This is a genomic window from Taibaiella koreensis (assembly GCF_003545715.1).
In the GTDB taxonomy this organism is placed as follows: domain Bacteria; phylum Bacteroidota; class Bacteroidia; order Chitinophagales; family Chitinophagaceae; genus Taibaiella; species Taibaiella koreensis.
Window position 1 is genome coordinate 38,853 of record NZ_QVNU01000012.1, and the last position, 15,583, is coordinate 54,435.

The following is a 15,583-nucleotide window of genomic DNA, read 5'->3' on the forward strand; positions in this document are numbered from 1 at the left end:
ATGAAATTATCTATAGCACTAGCTCCGGAGCATGCCGTAGCGCATTTGAACCCCGGCATATGGCAACAGGTAAACCGTTTGCACCTGCGCAAGATACTTGCCGAATTTGCCCACGAACGCATTATAAACCCGGAGCTTATCCGGCAGGAAGACGATTGGAACTACTACCGGCTTAGCAGCCGCGATGGCCATACGGTATATGATTTCAAGGCACGTATGCTGGCTTTAAATCATTGGTATATCGATACGGCATCCATTAACAGGCTATACCAGGGAGAAGCCGCAGCGCCCGACGCCATGGCCTTTGTATCCGCGTTCAGGGAAGAGATGGGCATTGCAGAAAGCATGCTACCCGTGTATATGGAAGAAGTAAGCAGCACATTGTGTGGCGCTGCTTATATGCAACACTATGGCAAGCCAACAGTAAACAGCCTGCTGGAAGCGGATTACCAGCAGATAGAAGGTACCATGACCGGACATCCGCGCTTTATAGCCAACAACGGCCGTATCGGCTTTGATGCGGAGGACTACCGGCGTTATGCCCCCGAGACTGCACAGCCGTTCCCGCTGGTATGGCTTGCCGGTCACAAAGGGGAAGCTATATTTTCCGGTATCAGCACGCTATCCTACGAACAGGTAATCCTGCAGGAGCTGGATGAAGAGACACAAACTGACTTCAAAGCACAGCTGGAAGCAAAGGGCTTACGGCCGGAAGATTATTTATTGCTACCGGTGCATCCCTGGCAATGGTTCAACAAGCTGTCGAACATCTTTGCTCCCGACATTGCCCGGAATCGCCTGGTATGCCTGGGATACAGCAAAGACAACTATCTGCCCCAGCAATCGATCCGTACCTTTTATAATACCAGCCAGCCCGACCGGTTTTATGTAAAGACCGCATTGGCTATCCTGAATATGGGTTATGTACGCGGCCTGTCCCCTTACTTTATGAAGACCAATCCGGGTATTAATGAATGGCTGCATGATCTTATCGTGGATGATACTTACCTGCAGCAGAAAGGCTTTTGCATCCTGCGGGAAGTGGCCAGCGTAAGCTATGGTCATCGCCTGTTCAATGCCGCCATCCCGGAAGATAGTCCATATAAAAAAATGCTGGCCTGCCTGTGGCGGGAGAGCCCGGGACGCAAGCTTAAGCCCGGTCAGAAACTAATGACCATGGCGGCCTTGCTTCATATCGATAACGACGGCGCTGCCCTCCTGCCGGAGCTGATCCAGGCTTCAGGACTGGATACCGCTTCCTGGTTAAAAAGATACCTCGATAGTTATTTCAGCCCATTGCTGCATTGTTTTTACAAATGGGACCTGGTCTTTATGCCGCATGGTGAGAACCTGATCCTGGTAATGGAAGATCACGTACCGGTAAGGGCCATTATGAAAGATATCGGCGAAGAAATATCCCTATTGAACCCGGACATGGAAGTGCCGGAAGTCGCACGCAGGCTAATGGTCCCGGTAACGGACGAAGCGCGTACACTGCCGCTCTTCACACAGGTATTTGATTCGATCCTGCGCTTCATCTCTGCGATACTGGTGGAACATACCGGCTTTCCCGAAACGGTGTTCTGGTCGCTGGTCGCCGATTGCATCCATGATTATCAGCAGTCCCATCCGGAGTACAAAACGGCTTATGAACGTTTTAACCTGTTTGTTCCCCATATACGGCCCGACGCGCTCAACAAGCTTCAGCTTAACAATAACCGTCAGCTGCGCAACCGGGCCAATCCTTTTATGGACCTGGCTACAGTGGGTATACTGGACAACCCGGTAGCCCCATTTAAAAACCAACCTGTCAATCTGTAACCATCATTCATATTTAAATTTACGATCCGCTACATGTCCCCGACATTTTACCCCGATTGCTGCAAGCCCCTGCTGAAGCTGGCTTTGCCTGGTATGCTCACATTGTTCAGCCTGTTCCCCACTAACCTCCATGCCGCTGCATCCGAAGAACGGTCGCAGATCCATGGTAAGGTGATCACCAGCGATGGCAAACCTGCTGCTTATTGCCACGTAAGTATTGAAGGTGTTACCAGCATACCGGTAGATGAGAACGGGAACTACCTGCTCGAGGACCTGCAGCCGGGAACTTATACCCTTGTCGTGAGCTATGTAGGCCAGCAAAGGTCTTCTCATACGGTTACCGTTGCCGCCGGAGAAGATGCGTTGCAGGATTTCACTTTATCAGCCTCGGGTCAGCAACTGAACGAAATCATGATTGTAGGTGATAAATACACGATCTCGTCCCGGAAAGAAAGCCCCAACGTGGCTCGCATGCCCCTGAAGTACCTTGAAAACCCGCAGGTATATAGCGTGGTGGACAAAGAGCTTATTAAAGAGCAGATGGCATTGACACTTGATGAATCTTTTCGCAACGTACCCGGAGCCGCGCCCTCCAAGACTGGCGCTGGTATGCCGTCCTTCTTCTCCAGGGGTTTCCAGGCCAGTGAAAACCTGCGCAATGGTATGGCGACCAACCTCCGTACGGGTATCGACCTTTCCCTGGTAGAAAGAGTAGAGACGATCAAAGGACCATCTGCCACGCTCTTTGGATCGACAATGACTTCTTTCGGCGGCGTAGTCAACTACATCACCAAGAAACCTTACGACTACTTTGGCGGAGAAGTTTCCTATACCTACGGCAGCTTTGACCTGAGCCGCATTACTGCCGACATCAATACGCCGGTGAACAAAGACAGGACCCTGTTGTTCCGCATTAACCTCGCGGCGCAGAAGGAGAACAGCTTCCAGGATCAGGGCAACGGCTCGACTTATGTGGTGGCTCCTTCGCTTACCTATAAAGTAAATGAGCGGCTTACGTTCAACTTTGACGCCGATATTCAGAAGTACCAGGGCACTACGCCAGCGGGGTGGTCGGTGGCCAAAGGCGTTACAGCCAAAGGCTTCGATGAGCTGAAGCTGGATTATAGGCGTTCGCTGCAAGACAACTCCCTCAAGAGCAATCAGACGTCGGGGAATGTATACGCGCAGGCGGCTTATAAGCTATCGGATAGCTGGACCTCGCAGACCAATTTCTCCTGGGGCATGGGTGAATACAACGACTTGTTCATTTATGACCTGACCTGGATCAGCGACTCAACTGTAGCAAGGCCTATGCGTTCGTTTGCGCCGGACAAATCGGGCAGACAACATATCCAGCAAAACTTCATCGGCGATTTTCTTATCGGATCGCTACGCAACCGGGTGGTGATCGGCGCCGACTATATGGGCCAATACCGTAATGTAAAATATACCTATCTGCCCACTGATACAGTGAACATCAATAAGGCTACACCTTCGGCCCGTATCCAGGACATCGAGAACAAGCTGGGTAATATGAGCACGCCCGAGAACCAATACAAGCAATACACTTACAGCGCCTATATATCCGACGTGCTCAACTTTACAGATAACTTGATGGCCATGGCCAGCCTTAGGGTCGATCACTTTGTAAACAAAGGCGTGTACAACACACTCACCGGCATTACGACCGGGGATTATAACCAGACGGCATTCTCACCCAAGTTCGGACTGGTATACCAACCGGTCAAAGAAAAAGTAGCATTGTTTGCCAATTATATGAACGGCTTCAAAAATGTGGCCAATGCTATTCAGCCGGATGGCAGCACATCCGTATTCAAGCCACAGCAGGCCAACCAGTGGGAAGCAGGAGCCAAGCTTACCCTTATGGAAGGCAAATTGAGCGCCACGATAAGCTATTATGACATCCGGGTAAGCAATGCGACCATGCCGGAGCTCCGGGATGGCAAAACCTTTACCATACAAGACGGAACACAACAGAGCAAAGGCGTGGAAGCTGAGCTGATCGCCAGCCCCCTACCCGGGCTCAACCTTATTGCAGGATACGGCTACAACGATAATCAATTTACACGGGCCGCGGCCAATATCGAGGGGAAACGCGCACTGGGCACTCCAAAACATGTGGGCAATGTATGGATGACCTATACACTGCTCGATGGACCCGTTAAAGGTATCGGCATCGGTGGCGGACTAATGTATGTATCGGAAGTGTTCCAGGATAACCAAAATACGTTCACCCTACCCGCTTACACCATGGTTGACGCGACAATGTTTTACAACAGGCCCAAGTACCGCATCAGCTTTAAGATGAACAATATACTGGATGAAAAATACTGGGTAAGCGACGGTTTTTATTCGCGGCCGCAAAAGACCAGGAACTTCCTGGTCAGCATTGCCTATAAATTCTAAGCCGTTAGCATAACTACCAAACAACGTCCCTATAGGGCGTAAATCTACGCCCTGTAGGGATCAAACACCAAAGCAATGGCAATCAGATTATCAGACTGGATACGACAGCGCAGGCTGATCGCAGGGATTGTGCTGTCCCTGGCTATACTGGACCATACCCGGCTTTTCTTTCACTACTGGAACACCCAACCGGTTGACCTGGCACACCCCGATCTGGCCCTTTTCTTCACCCGGTTCAGTGCATACTTCTTCGCACCGGCCGCATTTCTGCTCACCGGCATTGATCTTTACATCAAAGGCCTGCAACGCAGCAAAGCGCAAAACGCCCGGCTATGGATACGGAATGGTATCGTATTGATCCTGGTCGAGCTGCTGATCAACAATTTTCTCTACACTTTCGATCCTTACTACCGAACCATCGGTTTATATATCATCGGTATCATGGGCCTCAGCATGGTCCTGCTCGCCATACTGCAATACCTGCCGCCGGCGTGGCTTGCCTGTATAGCATTACTGATCATCGCCAGTCACGATTACCTGAATCACATAACGGCCACAGGCCATTCGGTCAAGGCGGTCGCCTGGTATATACTGCACCAGCAGCAGTATATCTTATTGCGTGACCATCTTTATACGATAAACTATACGGTACTTCCCTGGACCGCGTTGTTATGCCTGGCTTACGCATTGGGGCGTTATGTATACCATACGCCACAGGAAACCCTGAGGAAGACTGCTATAAATATGGCTGTGTTGCTATGTCTGGCCTTCTTTATATTAAGAATGACCAATCTTTACGGTGACAAAACGCCCTGGGCTAAGCAGGATACCTGGAGTGCTACGCTTATCTCCTTTTTCAATGTGACCAAATACCCGGCATCCCTCGATTACCTCTGCATTACCTTGGGACCGCTGTCGCTGCTTTTTGCGCTTACCCTAAAACCCTTATCCGGCCTGCCCTTCCGGTTCTTTTCCGTATTGGGAAACAGGCCGCTAATGGTCTACCTGGTCAGCACCTTTATTATCCACCTTTCGGCAATGTTTGCCGTAACGCTGCAGGGATTGCCATGGTCTGCCATGGTCATAACGCCTTCTTCTTATAAACCCGGCCATGCGTTATATGGCTACGGTCACTCCCTGGCTAGTGTATATGGAATATGGCTCCTGGTACTCCTTGTCCAGTATGGTTTATGCCGCCTTGCAGCAGCCGGCCCGGGCTTGAGGCAGCAACGAAGAAAGGCATCTTCCACCGCAGCAGAAATCACCGCATTATAAATACAGTCCAGATATAAAAAACAACCAGACAAACACAAATATGGAACAATTAAGCTATCACAGTCCTATGGAGATGGCGCCGGCGATCCCCGATGCTGCCGCAGAAGCCTTTCCCGGCATTTTCAATCAGCAGTCGACAGATATTTACAGCAAAGCCATGGCAAAGGCAAAATCCGTTGTACTGCAATTTCTGGAACAGCAGCAACGGCCCTTTAGCGGCATCAGCGTTGCACAGCTAAATGAGCTTTTCGACACAGTGGACTTCGACACACCGCTGCAGGACTACGATGCCCTGTTGCAGGAAGTGCAGGAGCTCTATGTCAACCATGCTACAGCCTTTCATCTGCCGCAATACATCGCGCACCTTAACTGCCCTGTGGTGATCCCGGCGCTGGTGGCAGAGGTCCTGATCAGTGCCATCAATTCTTCCCAGGATACCTGGGACCAGAGCGCGGGCGGGACTTTAATGGAGCAACGGTTAATCGACTGGACCGCCACCCAGATCGGTTTCGGCGCCTATGCCGATGGTGTATTTACATCGGGAGGCACCCTCAGCAACCTGATGGGCATGCTGTTGGCAAGAGATCATTTTGCCCAGGAACGCTTTGCGCACAATATTAAAAAGAGTGGGAATCCTTCGGAGGCAGGCCGGTTCCGGGTCTTCGTTTCTGAAAAATCCCATTTCAGCAATCTTAAAAATGCCTCCTTGCTTGGCCTGGGTGAGCAAGGTATCGTAAAAATAAGTACCGATCAGCGCTTCCGGATGGACGTCGCATCCCTGCAGGCAGCGATCGAAGCCGAGCTGGCACAGGGCAATATTCCTATCGCCGTTATTGCAACAGCCGGCACTACCGATTTTGGTAATATCGATCCGCTGGAACCGATAGCCCGGCTGGCTGAGCGCTACAACATCTGGATGCATGTAGATGCCGCCTATGGATGCGGCCTGCTCCTTAGCAATAAATACCGGGATCTGTTGCATGGCATCGAACTTGCAGATTCGGTAACGATCGACTATCATAAGTCCTTTTTCCAGCCAGTAAGCAGCAGCGCCTTTATTGTAAGGCATCGCAACCTGCTTAAGATCATCAGGCACCACGCCGATTATCTCAATCCCGAAGACCAGGATTATGAAGAGCATCCCTCCCTGGTAAACAAGAGCGTAACACAGGTAACCCGGCGCTTCGATGCACTCAAGCTATGGTGTACGCTACGCATGCTGGGTAGGGAAGAGCTGGGAAGGTATATCGATACCATTATCGAAACCACTGCCGAGGCTGCCGCATTGATTGAAGCCGATCCCGAATTTGACCTGCTTTGCGATTCGGATATCAGCGCGCTTTTGTTCCGCTATGTTCCCGGTGATATACCAGTCGAAGAAAGCGACGCGCTCAACACTTATATCAAAAAGGCCATGTTCCGGAGCGGTGAGGTAATGGTAGCCAGCACAAAGGTGAATGATCGTTTTTACCTGAAATTTACCCTGCTCAATCCTGCGACCACCATCGAAGATGTCAGGAGCATTCTTCAAACCATTAAACAATACGGCGAAACGTTCTATGCAATCTCTTAAAGACAGCACCGGTATCGATGTCCTGCTCAATGCTTACTGCAGGGAGTTCCGCAATTGGGCGCCATATATAGGGCCGGCTGTATACGATAAGGCCTTGCGGGATAAGATGCAGCAATGTGATACCCGCCTATATATCCGCATCGACTTTACAATGCAGGGCAGCGAAGTATTTGTGCCGGTAGCCTACCAATCGCTGACCGGAGATCACTTGTTTGCAGGGCCGGCATGGGAGCGTATTCCGGAAGACAATACGATACACATACTTAGTGCTGAACGCTTCTATATGCTTGCTTCCGCCTATGCTACAGAACGCCTACAAACTTCATGTACCGGGGCATTTGCTATGACTGATTCCATTGCCCTTGTCGCACCGGCAAACGGATGGTATCGTCCCGAAGACCTTACAAGTGCGCAGGCCGGCACACCGCTGATCGTATCGTTGCTTACCCGCAGCTCCGGTTCCCCGGTATCAGAAGAACGGCTGCTACGCTGGTTTATACGTTATACCACACAGGTGCTGCCACAGCTGGTACAGGATGCCGGAACCGATCGTTATACCTTTCCTTCCATTCAAATCCGGATAGACGAAGAGGGCTTCCCTTCCGGATGCCGGATTGCAGAAGGTACAGACGGGCGTGGTCACTGGATGCATCATATTCTTTCCGCCTTTATGCCGCTTGTCGCTACAATAGGCAGACAGGGCCTTATGGGCGAGCACGACCTGCTTAAAGCACTGTACGCCCAGTTCAAAATACAGGCAGCCAATGATACAGAAAGCCCCTTGCAGCAGTTGCTGTCTCAGCGGAATATCATGTGTACGGGTCGTTTGCTTACCGGCGAAAATTATACCATAAGCTACCCCAATCCCTTACAGGAATATTTCCGGACCAGACACATCCTTATGCCTGAAAATAAGGAACCGGTGTTTCAACGGTATTTTCCCAAAGAAGACATCACCGTGAGCATCCGCCCTTTTGACCATGACCGGGATATGGAAAGAGTCTATGAATGGTTCCATGCCGAGCATGCTAAACCCATCTGGAAAATGGACTGGCCGATGGAACAGCTGGAACTGTTTTACCGTACCATAACCGCCAATGAAGCCGCGCACAGCTTTATCGGGGAGATCAATGGCGAGCCCACCTTCAACCTCGAAGTGTATTGGGCGACCAGGGACCTCCTGGGCGAATACTATGCTGTACAGCCCGGAGACTATGGCACGCATCTCCTGATCGCACCTACAGACAAAAAAAAGAAGTTCCCCTCTGCTACTATGCAAACCATACTGGACTGGCTCTTTACTGAGCCCCTGATCGACAGGCTGGTAGGCGAAGGATCGGTGGAATCGGTTGCCGCATTGATGAATAAGGTACATGTAGGTTTCCGCCTGGACAGCGTGCTGGAGATGCCCCATAAGCGTTCCCACCTTAACTTTTGCCGCCGGGAATGGTATTGGGAACGTTTCCCCGAAAACAGAAATTTTACACTAACCGCTCCAACGCACAAAACAACATTACATGAACCCGCAGCAAGTATATGATATCATCGGCATCGGCATTGGCCCCTTTAATCTTGGACTGGCCGCGCTCAGTGCACCGGTAGAAGGACTGAATACGCTTTTCCTGGATCAGTCGGTATCGTTCGACTGGCATCCGGGCCTCATGCTCGACGACGCCACCTTACAGGTACCCTTTATGGCCGACCTGGTCACTATGGCAGATCCCACCAGCCCCTATAGCCTCCTCAATTATCTGAAGCAAAACAACCGGATCTACAAGTTCTATATACGGGAAAGCTTTTTCGTATACCGTCGCGAGTATAATCTGTATTGCCAATGGGTCGCTGAACAGCTTGATAACTGCCGCTTCGGCCAAAAAGTAGTACAGATAGATTACGAAGGCGGCATTTACCAGGTCACTTCCGAAGACACCCGCAGCGGCGCTACCAGCTTTCTTCTGTGTCGTAAGCTGGTGCTGGGCACCGGTACACAGCCTTATATACCCGAAGCGATAAGAAAAGCAAGGCCGGACCGGCTCATTCATACGGCCGACTATCTGCATCGCAAAACAGAAGTAGTGCAACAACAATCGGTAACGATCGTAGGCTCGGGGCAGAGCGCTGCGGAGATCTTCCGCGACCTGCTGCCCGAAACAAGGAAAGGTCTGCAGCTCAACTGGATTACCCGTTCAGGGCGGTTCTTCCCATTGGAAAACCATGCCAAGCTTACCCTGGAGATGACTTCTCCTGATTATGTAGACTATTTCTATACCCTATCCGAAGCGGTGAAAAAGAATTTACTGACCACACAGCAATCCTTGTACAAGGGCATCAACTACGACCTGATCAACGATATCTACAACAGCATGTACGCGATAGAGCTTGCAGATGGCAGCGTCAATGCAAGCCTAAGGTGTAACAGCAGCCTGCAGGCCATCCGTACCGGGGATAACGGGCAGCATGTGCTTACCTTTCACCAGGAAGAGCAGGACCTGTCTTTCGAACTGCCCACCCAATACGTCATTATGGCTACCGGCTATAAGTACCGGGAGCCGGGTTTTCTCCGCAACATACAAGACCGTATCCAACGCAACCCGGACGGTAGCTTCGCGGTACACCGCAACTACAGCATCGACCAGGATGCCTCGGATATTTATGTACAGAATGCAGAGCTGCATACGCATGGTTTTGTGAGCCCCGACCTGGGTATGGGCGCTTACCGCAACGCTTTTATCCTGAACGACGTGCTGGGTAAAGAAGTGTACCGGGTCGAGCAAAAGATCGCCTTCCAGCAATTTGAAGCCACCACAGCGATATTACAACCAGCCTAACCGGACAAACATCATGCTACTCAGAATACAGTATTTTTTTAACCTCCTGGTACTAGCGCTCAAGGGCAGTGAAAAAGACTTTACTTCCGGAAGCGTCAACAGGGCTACTTTCCTGCTGGCAGTCCCCACAATGCTGGAGCTGAGCCTGGAGTCGTTGTTTGTACTGGTAGACCTGCTTTATGTCAGCCGCCTTGGCGAGCAAGCCATCACCGTCGTCGGGATCACCAATTCCGTTGTGATCCTGCTGCAATCCTTAGCCACTGGGCTTGGCATAGCCGCCACGGCACTGGTAGCACGAAGAATAGGCGAACGTAAGCCTAAAGCTGCCGGGCTTGCGGCCGTGCAGGTCATTTACCTTGGCCTGTTAACCGGCGGTATCTGTGGCATGGCTACCTGCCTGGCCAACCGGCAGATCCTGCAGTTGGCCGGCGCATCGGTACAGTTGGCGCAATACGGCGATCTTTTTTCAAAGATCATGTTTGCAACGGTACCATTGATTATCCTGCGGATTTTGCTCAACAGCATCTTCAGGGGAGCCGGCAATGCAGCGATCGCCATGCGTACCCTGATGCTTTCCAATAGCGTCAACATTGTTCTCGGTTGGCTATTCATCTTCGGGCCGGGGCCGGTACCGGCCATGGGTATTACCGGAGCGGGCCTGGCTGTGCTGGTCGCCAACGTGGCCGGCGTTCTGTTTCAGTTGGCTTGTTTTGCCGGCAACAAGAAGCGCTTTCTTATAGAAAGAAGGCATTTCGTTCCGGAGTTACGTACACTGAAGCAGCTGGCAAAGCTGGCCCTTGCCGGTATGGTGCAATACCTGGTGCCCTCATCCAGCCGCTTTTTTATGATCATGATCGTAGCCCGGCTTGGCGAAGAAGTGCTGGCCGGCTACATTATCGCCAACCGGATTATCATGTTCACGGTACTGCCTGCCTGGGGGATCGCCAATGCTGCCGGCGTGCTTACCGGTCAAAACCTGGGCGCCCGGCAGCCGCAGCGCGCCACGGCCTCGGTATGGCGTACTGGCCTGTTCAATATGTGCTTTCTTTCCCTGATGGCGCTGGTGCTATCGCTTTGCGCGCCGCAGATCGTAAGCGTATTTACCAGTCACCAGGCTACGGCCGGCTATGCGCGCATCTATCTTTATTATATGTCTGTTGCCTATTTGTTCTTTGGCTATACTATGGTCATATCGCGCGCGCTGAATGCCGCCGGTGCGGTAAACACCATAACACTGTTGCATGTGCTCATGTTCTACGTTATACAGCTACCGCTGGCCTATGGCCTGGCCATCACCGCCGGCTGGGGCGCCCGGGGCATCTTTACGGCCATTATGATTTCTGAAATGGTATTGGCCACGACTTGTATACTCGTATTCCGGAAAGGCAAATGGCAGCAGCGTCACATTTAAACACCACCTATTAAAAAACAACAAACACAAGAACAATGAATAATCAAGCAAAGCTCAACCAGGTTCTGATGCAGAGCCTGTCCGTACCCGAAACCATGATCGACGAGACCTTATCTTACCAAAGCATACCCGAGTGGGATTCAATGGCGCATATGTACCTGATGTCGGGAATAGAAGAGGCTTTTGGTATCAGCCTTGCCACGACAGATATGCTGGAGATGACTGACCTGGAAAGCATCAGAAAAAAACTAGTGCAACATCAAATCACTTTTGAACAGGAAGCATAACCGCTATGAGCACTAAAATCTATGATTTTATCCGGGCCAATACCAGCTTGCGTTTTATCGATCCACTGACCAGCCGGACTTTTGCCATTTCCGATTTTGACGAATCATTCAATGCACCGGAAGGCAGAGGGTTGGCCTTTCTTTACCTGGACAACAGCGTGCGCGCTGTTGAAGCACTACTTCATTTCCTATGCTCCGATTGGGCGCTCTGCCTGCTGAATCCCAAACTGGAGGAAGCGGAAAAACAGGCGCTGGAAAAGGCTTATCTGCCGGGGTATATCTATGATCCCGTAAGGGGAAGGAAAGGACTTACCGGAGCGTCGCCCTACCCCATTGCCTCCCAGATCAAGTTGTTGCTTAGTACTTCCGGCAGCACCGGTTCGCCAAAGATGGTCAAGCTGTCGGAGGAGAACATCATCAGCAACGCTTTATCCATCCTGGACTATCTGCCGGTAAAACATACTGACACTGTTCCGCTGAACCTGCCCTTGTTTTACTCCTATGGTTTCTCCGTATTCACGACCAATGCCATTGCCGGCGGCCGTATACTCTGCACCTGCCGCGACCTCATCCAAAAAGAATTCTGGGAAGACTGGCAGCAATACCAATGCACTTCCCTGGCGGGCGTGCCTTATGTATACGAAATGATACAACGCTTCGGCCTGCTGCCCCGTATGCTGCCCTCGCTGCGTTATCTTACCCAAGCCGGCGGGAAGCTCAACCCCACGCTGGTCACACAGTTTGCAGCATATAGCAAGGAGCATGGTTTTCCTTTTTATGTCATGTACGGACAAACCGAGGCAACTGCAAGAATGTCCTGGCTGGAACCTACGGCTCTGGAACGCAAAGCAGGCGCTATAGGGAAGGCCATCAAAGACGGTAGCTTTACCATCGATCCCGAAAACTGTGAGCTGCTTTATTCCGGGCCCAATGTTTTTGGCGGATATGCCGAACATGCCGGCGACCTTGCCCGTTACGAGCAGCCTGATGTGCTTCGTACGGGCGACATTGCAATGCAGGATGCGGAAGGAGATTTTTACCTGCAGGGCCGTATCAAACGTTTTGTCAAGCTGTTTGGCTTACGCATCAACCTGGACGAGACGGAATCCCTGCTACGCCTGCAGTTCCCGCATAACCGCTGGCTTTGCGCCGGAGACAAGGACCAGTTCCTGTATGCCCTCTATGAAGGAGCGCCGGTTGCAGAAGCGGATGTAAGGCTGTGGATCAGCAGCCGGCTGAAGGTGCATCCTCAGGCTATAAAAGTACAACGCCTGGAAGCCATACCGCTTAACAGCAATGGCAAGGCAGACTATACCAAAGCCATGTCGCTCCTGGCTTCCTGATGGCATTACGCCAGTATTGCGGTAATACAAGAATGGCTGCCTGAGGGCAGCCATTCTGTTTATTCCTATTCCGTTGGGGAAAATTAAGCAAGGGTAATGCTATTGTCCAGGTAAACATCCTGGATTGTGTTCAGCAGGGTTACACCTTCCGTCATTGGCTTCTGGAAGGCTTTACGGCCACTGATGAGGCCCATACCGCCGGCACGCTTGTTGATCACAGCAGTTGTTACCGCTTCAGACAGATCGGACGCACCTTTAGATTCACCACCGGAGTTGATAAGACCGGCACGGCCCATATAGCAATTGGCTACCTGGTAGCGGCAAAGATCGATGGGATGATCGGTAGTGAGCTTGGTATAAACGTCTTTATGGGTTTTACCAAAGCCGATTGCGTTGTAACCGCCGTTGTTGGTCGGTAATTTCTGCTTGATAATGTCGGCCTGGATGGTTACACCCAAGTGATTAGCCTGAGCGGTAAGATCGGCAGCTGTGTGGTAATCTACACCGTCTTTCTTAAAGCCATTGTTACGCAGGTAGCACCAAAGTACGGTAGCCATACCCAGTTCATGCGCATATTCGAAAGCCTTGGCTGTTTCGATAATCTGGTGATGGCTCTCTTCTGAACCGAAATAGATAGTAGCGCCCACTGCAGTCGCACCCATGTTCCAGGCATCCCGGATAGAGCCAAACATGATCTGGTCGAAACGGTTGGGATAAGAAAGGAATTCGTTATGGTTGATCTTTACAATGAACGGAATTTTGTGTGCGTATTTACGGGCAACAGCACCCAGTACGCCATAAGTAGATGCAACCGCATTACAGCCACCTTCAATAGCCAGTTTCACAATGTTCTCGGGGTCAAAGTAGATGGGATTGGGAGCAAAAGAAGCGCCGGCGCTGTGCTCGACACCCTGGTCAACGGGCAGTATGGACACATAGCCGGTATTGGCCAGGCGGCCATGCCCCAGCAAGGTTTGGATGCTGCGCAGAGTTTGGATATTGCGGTTGGAACCGGCCCAAACCTCATCTACGTGATTGGGAGAAGGAGCATGTAAAGAAGAGGCTTCGATGGTTTTGCACTGGTGATTCAGCAACGACTCGGCATCTGCGCCCAAAAGCTCTACAATGTTGTTATTTGCCATAACGAAGGATAGCTATTAAGTTTTAAGGATTTAAAATTGGCTGCAAAGGTACATGAAAAGAAATAAAAAATTTAAGCCATCCTTGAATTATAAGGGGTATGCCTGTTTTTATTTCGAAAAAATACTGTTACCTTTGCTGCCCCTTCGGGGGAAATCACACATTTTGTGATTGCTCCTATAGCTCAGTTGGTTAGAGCACCTGACTCATAATCAGGGGGTCCTTGGTTCAAGCCCGAGTGGGAGCACAAGCGTAAGGTTTCAAACGGAAAAGTTTGGAACCTTTTCTTTATAAGCTATCCCGCAGGACGCATGGCACCGGAACAACGGATCAAGCGGAATTCCTGGAGGATGATAAAAAAAAGTAAATGGCTATCCGGATAAAGAAAACAATTTTTGTACGTCTATAAATACTAGCCAACACGCTTTGCTTTACCCATCTTTTTATTTGGTGTTAATATTTTTTTCTTTTTTGCTCCGCCAAAAAAGAAAGAAAAAAGGCGGCAAAAAAACAATGCTTCGCTGTTTTTTTGTGGCCAGCGCACCCGGGCTTAAAAACAGGTATCAACTTTAATACAGCATTGCCGGACATAGGATCATAGATCAACGTTTGATCATTAACCAAAAGGATTTTTTGGGAACGATGGCTGAATGCATTGCCATCCGGCTCTTTTCGATTTTCTTTTACGAAGCAGAAAATCCGTCCGCTGGTCGTACAGACCGGCTATCGCCCTTCCAAATGATCAGCGAGGCGCCGCCGCATTTATCCCTACGAAACCATTTATAGTTGCTTACTTACTTTACAAACCATCTCTATAATAGGAAAGATGCCTGGCGTAATTTCTGCTTTCGATTAATGTAGTACAAACCACACCGATAAGGTACAACGTTAGCCCCTGACCGGCAACGGTTGCTACGAAACGAAGAAATGCCCCAAAAGCCAATGGCTTTGAGGGCATTTAACCAGATGACTTTTCAATATTGCTTATATTCTCTTTAATTACTGCAACATAAGGTATTTCCATTGATCGTATTGCAGGGAAACTGCGATTCAAAAATAACACAAGCCGTAGGACAGGTAGGTGTACCCACCAAAGTTCCTCCGCCTACTACGCTTACTTTGTCTTTGTTCAGGTTCAAAATCGCTTCTTTGCTTAGCTTCAATTTGTCGAGCTTCAGGATTTTCTTTTTCATAAAGTAGCTTTTTAAAAGATGAATCACTAAAGTATAACGACAACAGAATGCTTCCCAGACCAATTTGACAGCTGTGTATATTAAATTGACAAATGCGCTTTGCTGCATCATATCTCTGTCCCTGGATACCGCCAATACCGGCTTGCATAGATCATACAACATCCCAAAAGCGGCATTACGTAAATATTAAAAACATATTATCATACCATTATAAAGTCTTTACACTATATATTTTTATTGGTCTTTTTTCTTCTTTTGTACCGATAGTAAAATCCTACCCAAACT

11 protein-coding genes and 1 tRNA gene are annotated in these 15,583 nt (G+C 50.1%); 10 read left to right on the plus strand and 2 right to left on the minus strand.

The window, feature by feature from the left end:
• From DZK30_RS25200 to DZK30_RS25240, 9 genes are all read left to right on the plus strand, one after another.
• Complete coding sequence (locus DZK30_RS25200) at nt 1–1,821, plus strand: IucA/IucC family protein (RefSeq protein WP_118976974.1); 1,821 nt, start codon at nt 1–3, stop codon at nt 1,819–1,821.
• Nucleotides 1,822–1,854: 33 nt separating this feature from the next.
• Nucleotides 1,855–4,248 (plus strand): TonB-dependent receptor, encoded by a 2,394-nt coding sequence (locus tag DZK30_RS25205; RefSeq protein ID WP_118976975.1) that lies wholly within the window; start codon nt 1,855–1,857, stop codon nt 4,246–4,248.
• Between the two features lie 75 nt (nt 4,249–4,323).
• Entirely contained in the window at nt 4,324–5,523 is a 1,200-nt protein-coding gene (locus DZK30_RS25210; RefSeq protein ID WP_118976976.1) for an acyltransferase family protein, read from the plus strand.
• Nucleotides 5,524–5,563: 40 nt separating this feature from the next.
• Nucleotides 5,564–7,096: a pyridoxal phosphate-dependent decarboxylase family protein gene (locus DZK30_RS25215; protein ID WP_205529569.1), complete on the plus strand. Its 1,533-nt coding sequence runs from the start codon at nt 5,564–5,566 to the stop codon at nt 7,094–7,096.
• Nucleotides 7,083–8,636 carry a GNAT family N-acetyltransferase gene (locus DZK30_RS25220; protein ID WP_162903460.1) on the plus strand — a complete coding sequence of 518 codons (1,554 nt, stop codon included), beginning with the start codon at nt 7,083–7,085 and terminating at the stop codon, nt 8,634–8,636. The genes DZK30_RS25215 and DZK30_RS25220 overlap by 14 nt, the downstream gene beginning before the upstream one ends.
• The gene (locus DZK30_RS25225) at nt 8,614–9,924 is read left to right on the plus strand and encodes a lysine N(6)-hydroxylase/L-ornithine N(5)-oxygenase family protein (protein ID WP_118976978.1); all 1,311 of its coding nucleotides are present in this window, start codon (nt 8,614–8,616) and stop codon (nt 9,922–9,924) included. Before DZK30_RS25220 ends, DZK30_RS25225 begins: the two co-directional genes overlap by 23 nt.
• A gap of 13 nt (nt 9,925–9,937) precedes the next feature.
• Entirely contained in the window at nt 9,938–11,335 is a 1,398-nt protein-coding gene (locus DZK30_RS25230; protein ID WP_118976979.1) for an MATE family efflux transporter, read from the plus strand.
• Nucleotides 11,336–11,370: 35 nt separating this feature from the next.
• Complete coding sequence (locus tag DZK30_RS25235) at nt 11,371–11,622, plus strand: acyl carrier protein (protein ID WP_118976980.1); 252 nt, start codon at nt 11,371–11,373, stop codon at nt 11,620–11,622.
• 5 nt (nt 11,623–11,627) lie between these two features.
• Entirely contained in the window at nt 11,628–12,965 is a 1,338-nt protein-coding gene (locus tag DZK30_RS25240; protein WP_118976981.1) for an AMP-binding protein, read from the plus strand.
• A gap of 83 nt (nt 12,966–13,048) precedes the next feature.
• On the opposite strand, the gene DZK30_RS25245 is transcribed toward DZK30_RS25240, so the two are convergent.
• Complete coding sequence (locus DZK30_RS25245; RefSeq protein ID WP_118976982.1) at nt 13,049–14,107, minus strand: class I fructose-bisphosphate aldolase; 1,059 nt, start codon at nt 14,105–14,107, stop codon at nt 13,049–13,051.
• Nucleotides 14,108–14,278: 171 nt separating this feature from the next.
• On the opposite strand from DZK30_RS25245, the gene DZK30_RS25250 reads away from it, so the two are divergent.
• Nucleotides 14,279–14,352 (plus strand) — tRNA-Ile (locus tag DZK30_RS25250).
• A gap of 748 nt (nt 14,353–15,100) precedes the next feature.
• Here the strand turns inward: DZK30_RS25250 and DZK30_RS26185 are convergent.
• Nucleotides 15,101–15,298, minus strand: a complete 198-nt coding sequence (locus DZK30_RS26185) for a class I lanthipeptide (RefSeq protein WP_162903461.1) — start codon at nt 15,296–15,298, stop codon at nt 15,101–15,103.
• Nucleotides 15,299–15,583 lie beyond the last annotated feature (285 nt).

What these genes read in the sequence shown, in the direction of transcription:
- DZK30_RS25200 (WP_118976974.1), top strand. Translation starts at nt 1, where the DNA reads ATGAAATTATCTATAGCACTAGCTCCGGAGCATGCCGTAGCGCATTTG.
- DZK30_RS25205 (WP_118976975.1), top strand. Translation starts at nt 1,855, where the DNA reads ATGTCCCCGACATTTTACCCCGATTGCTGCAAGCCCCTGCTGAAGCTG.
- DZK30_RS25210 (WP_118976976.1), top strand. Translation starts at nt 4,324, where the DNA reads ATGGCAATCAGATTATCAGACTGGATACGACAGCGCAGGCTGATCGCA.
- DZK30_RS25215 (WP_205529569.1), top strand. Translation starts at nt 5,564, where the DNA reads ATGGAACAATTAAGCTATCACAGTCCTATGGAGATGGCGCCGGCGATC.
- DZK30_RS25220 (WP_162903460.1), top strand. Translation starts at nt 7,083, where the DNA reads ATGCAATCTCTTAAAGACAGCACCGGTATCGATGTCCTGCTCAATGCT.
- DZK30_RS25225 (WP_118976978.1), top strand. Translation starts at nt 8,614, where the DNA reads ATGAACCCGCAGCAAGTATATGATATCATCGGCATCGGCATTGGCCCC.
- DZK30_RS25230 (WP_118976979.1), top strand. Translation starts at nt 9,938, where the DNA reads ATGCTACTCAGAATACAGTATTTTTTTAACCTCCTGGTACTAGCGCTC.
- DZK30_RS25235 (WP_118976980.1), top strand. Translation starts at nt 11,371, where the DNA reads ATGAATAATCAAGCAAAGCTCAACCAGGTTCTGATGCAGAGCCTGTCC.
- DZK30_RS25240 (WP_118976981.1), top strand. Translation starts at nt 11,628, where the DNA reads ATGAGCACTAAAATCTATGATTTTATCCGGGCCAATACCAGCTTGCGT.
- DZK30_RS25245 (WP_118976982.1), bottom strand. Translation starts at nt 14,107, where the DNA reads ATGGCAAATAACAACATTGTAGAGCTTTTGGGCGCAGATGCCGAGTCG.
- DZK30_RS26185 (WP_162903461.1), bottom strand. Translation starts at nt 15,298, where the DNA reads ATGAAAAAGAAAATCCTGAAGCTCGACAAATTGAAGCTAAGCAAAGAA.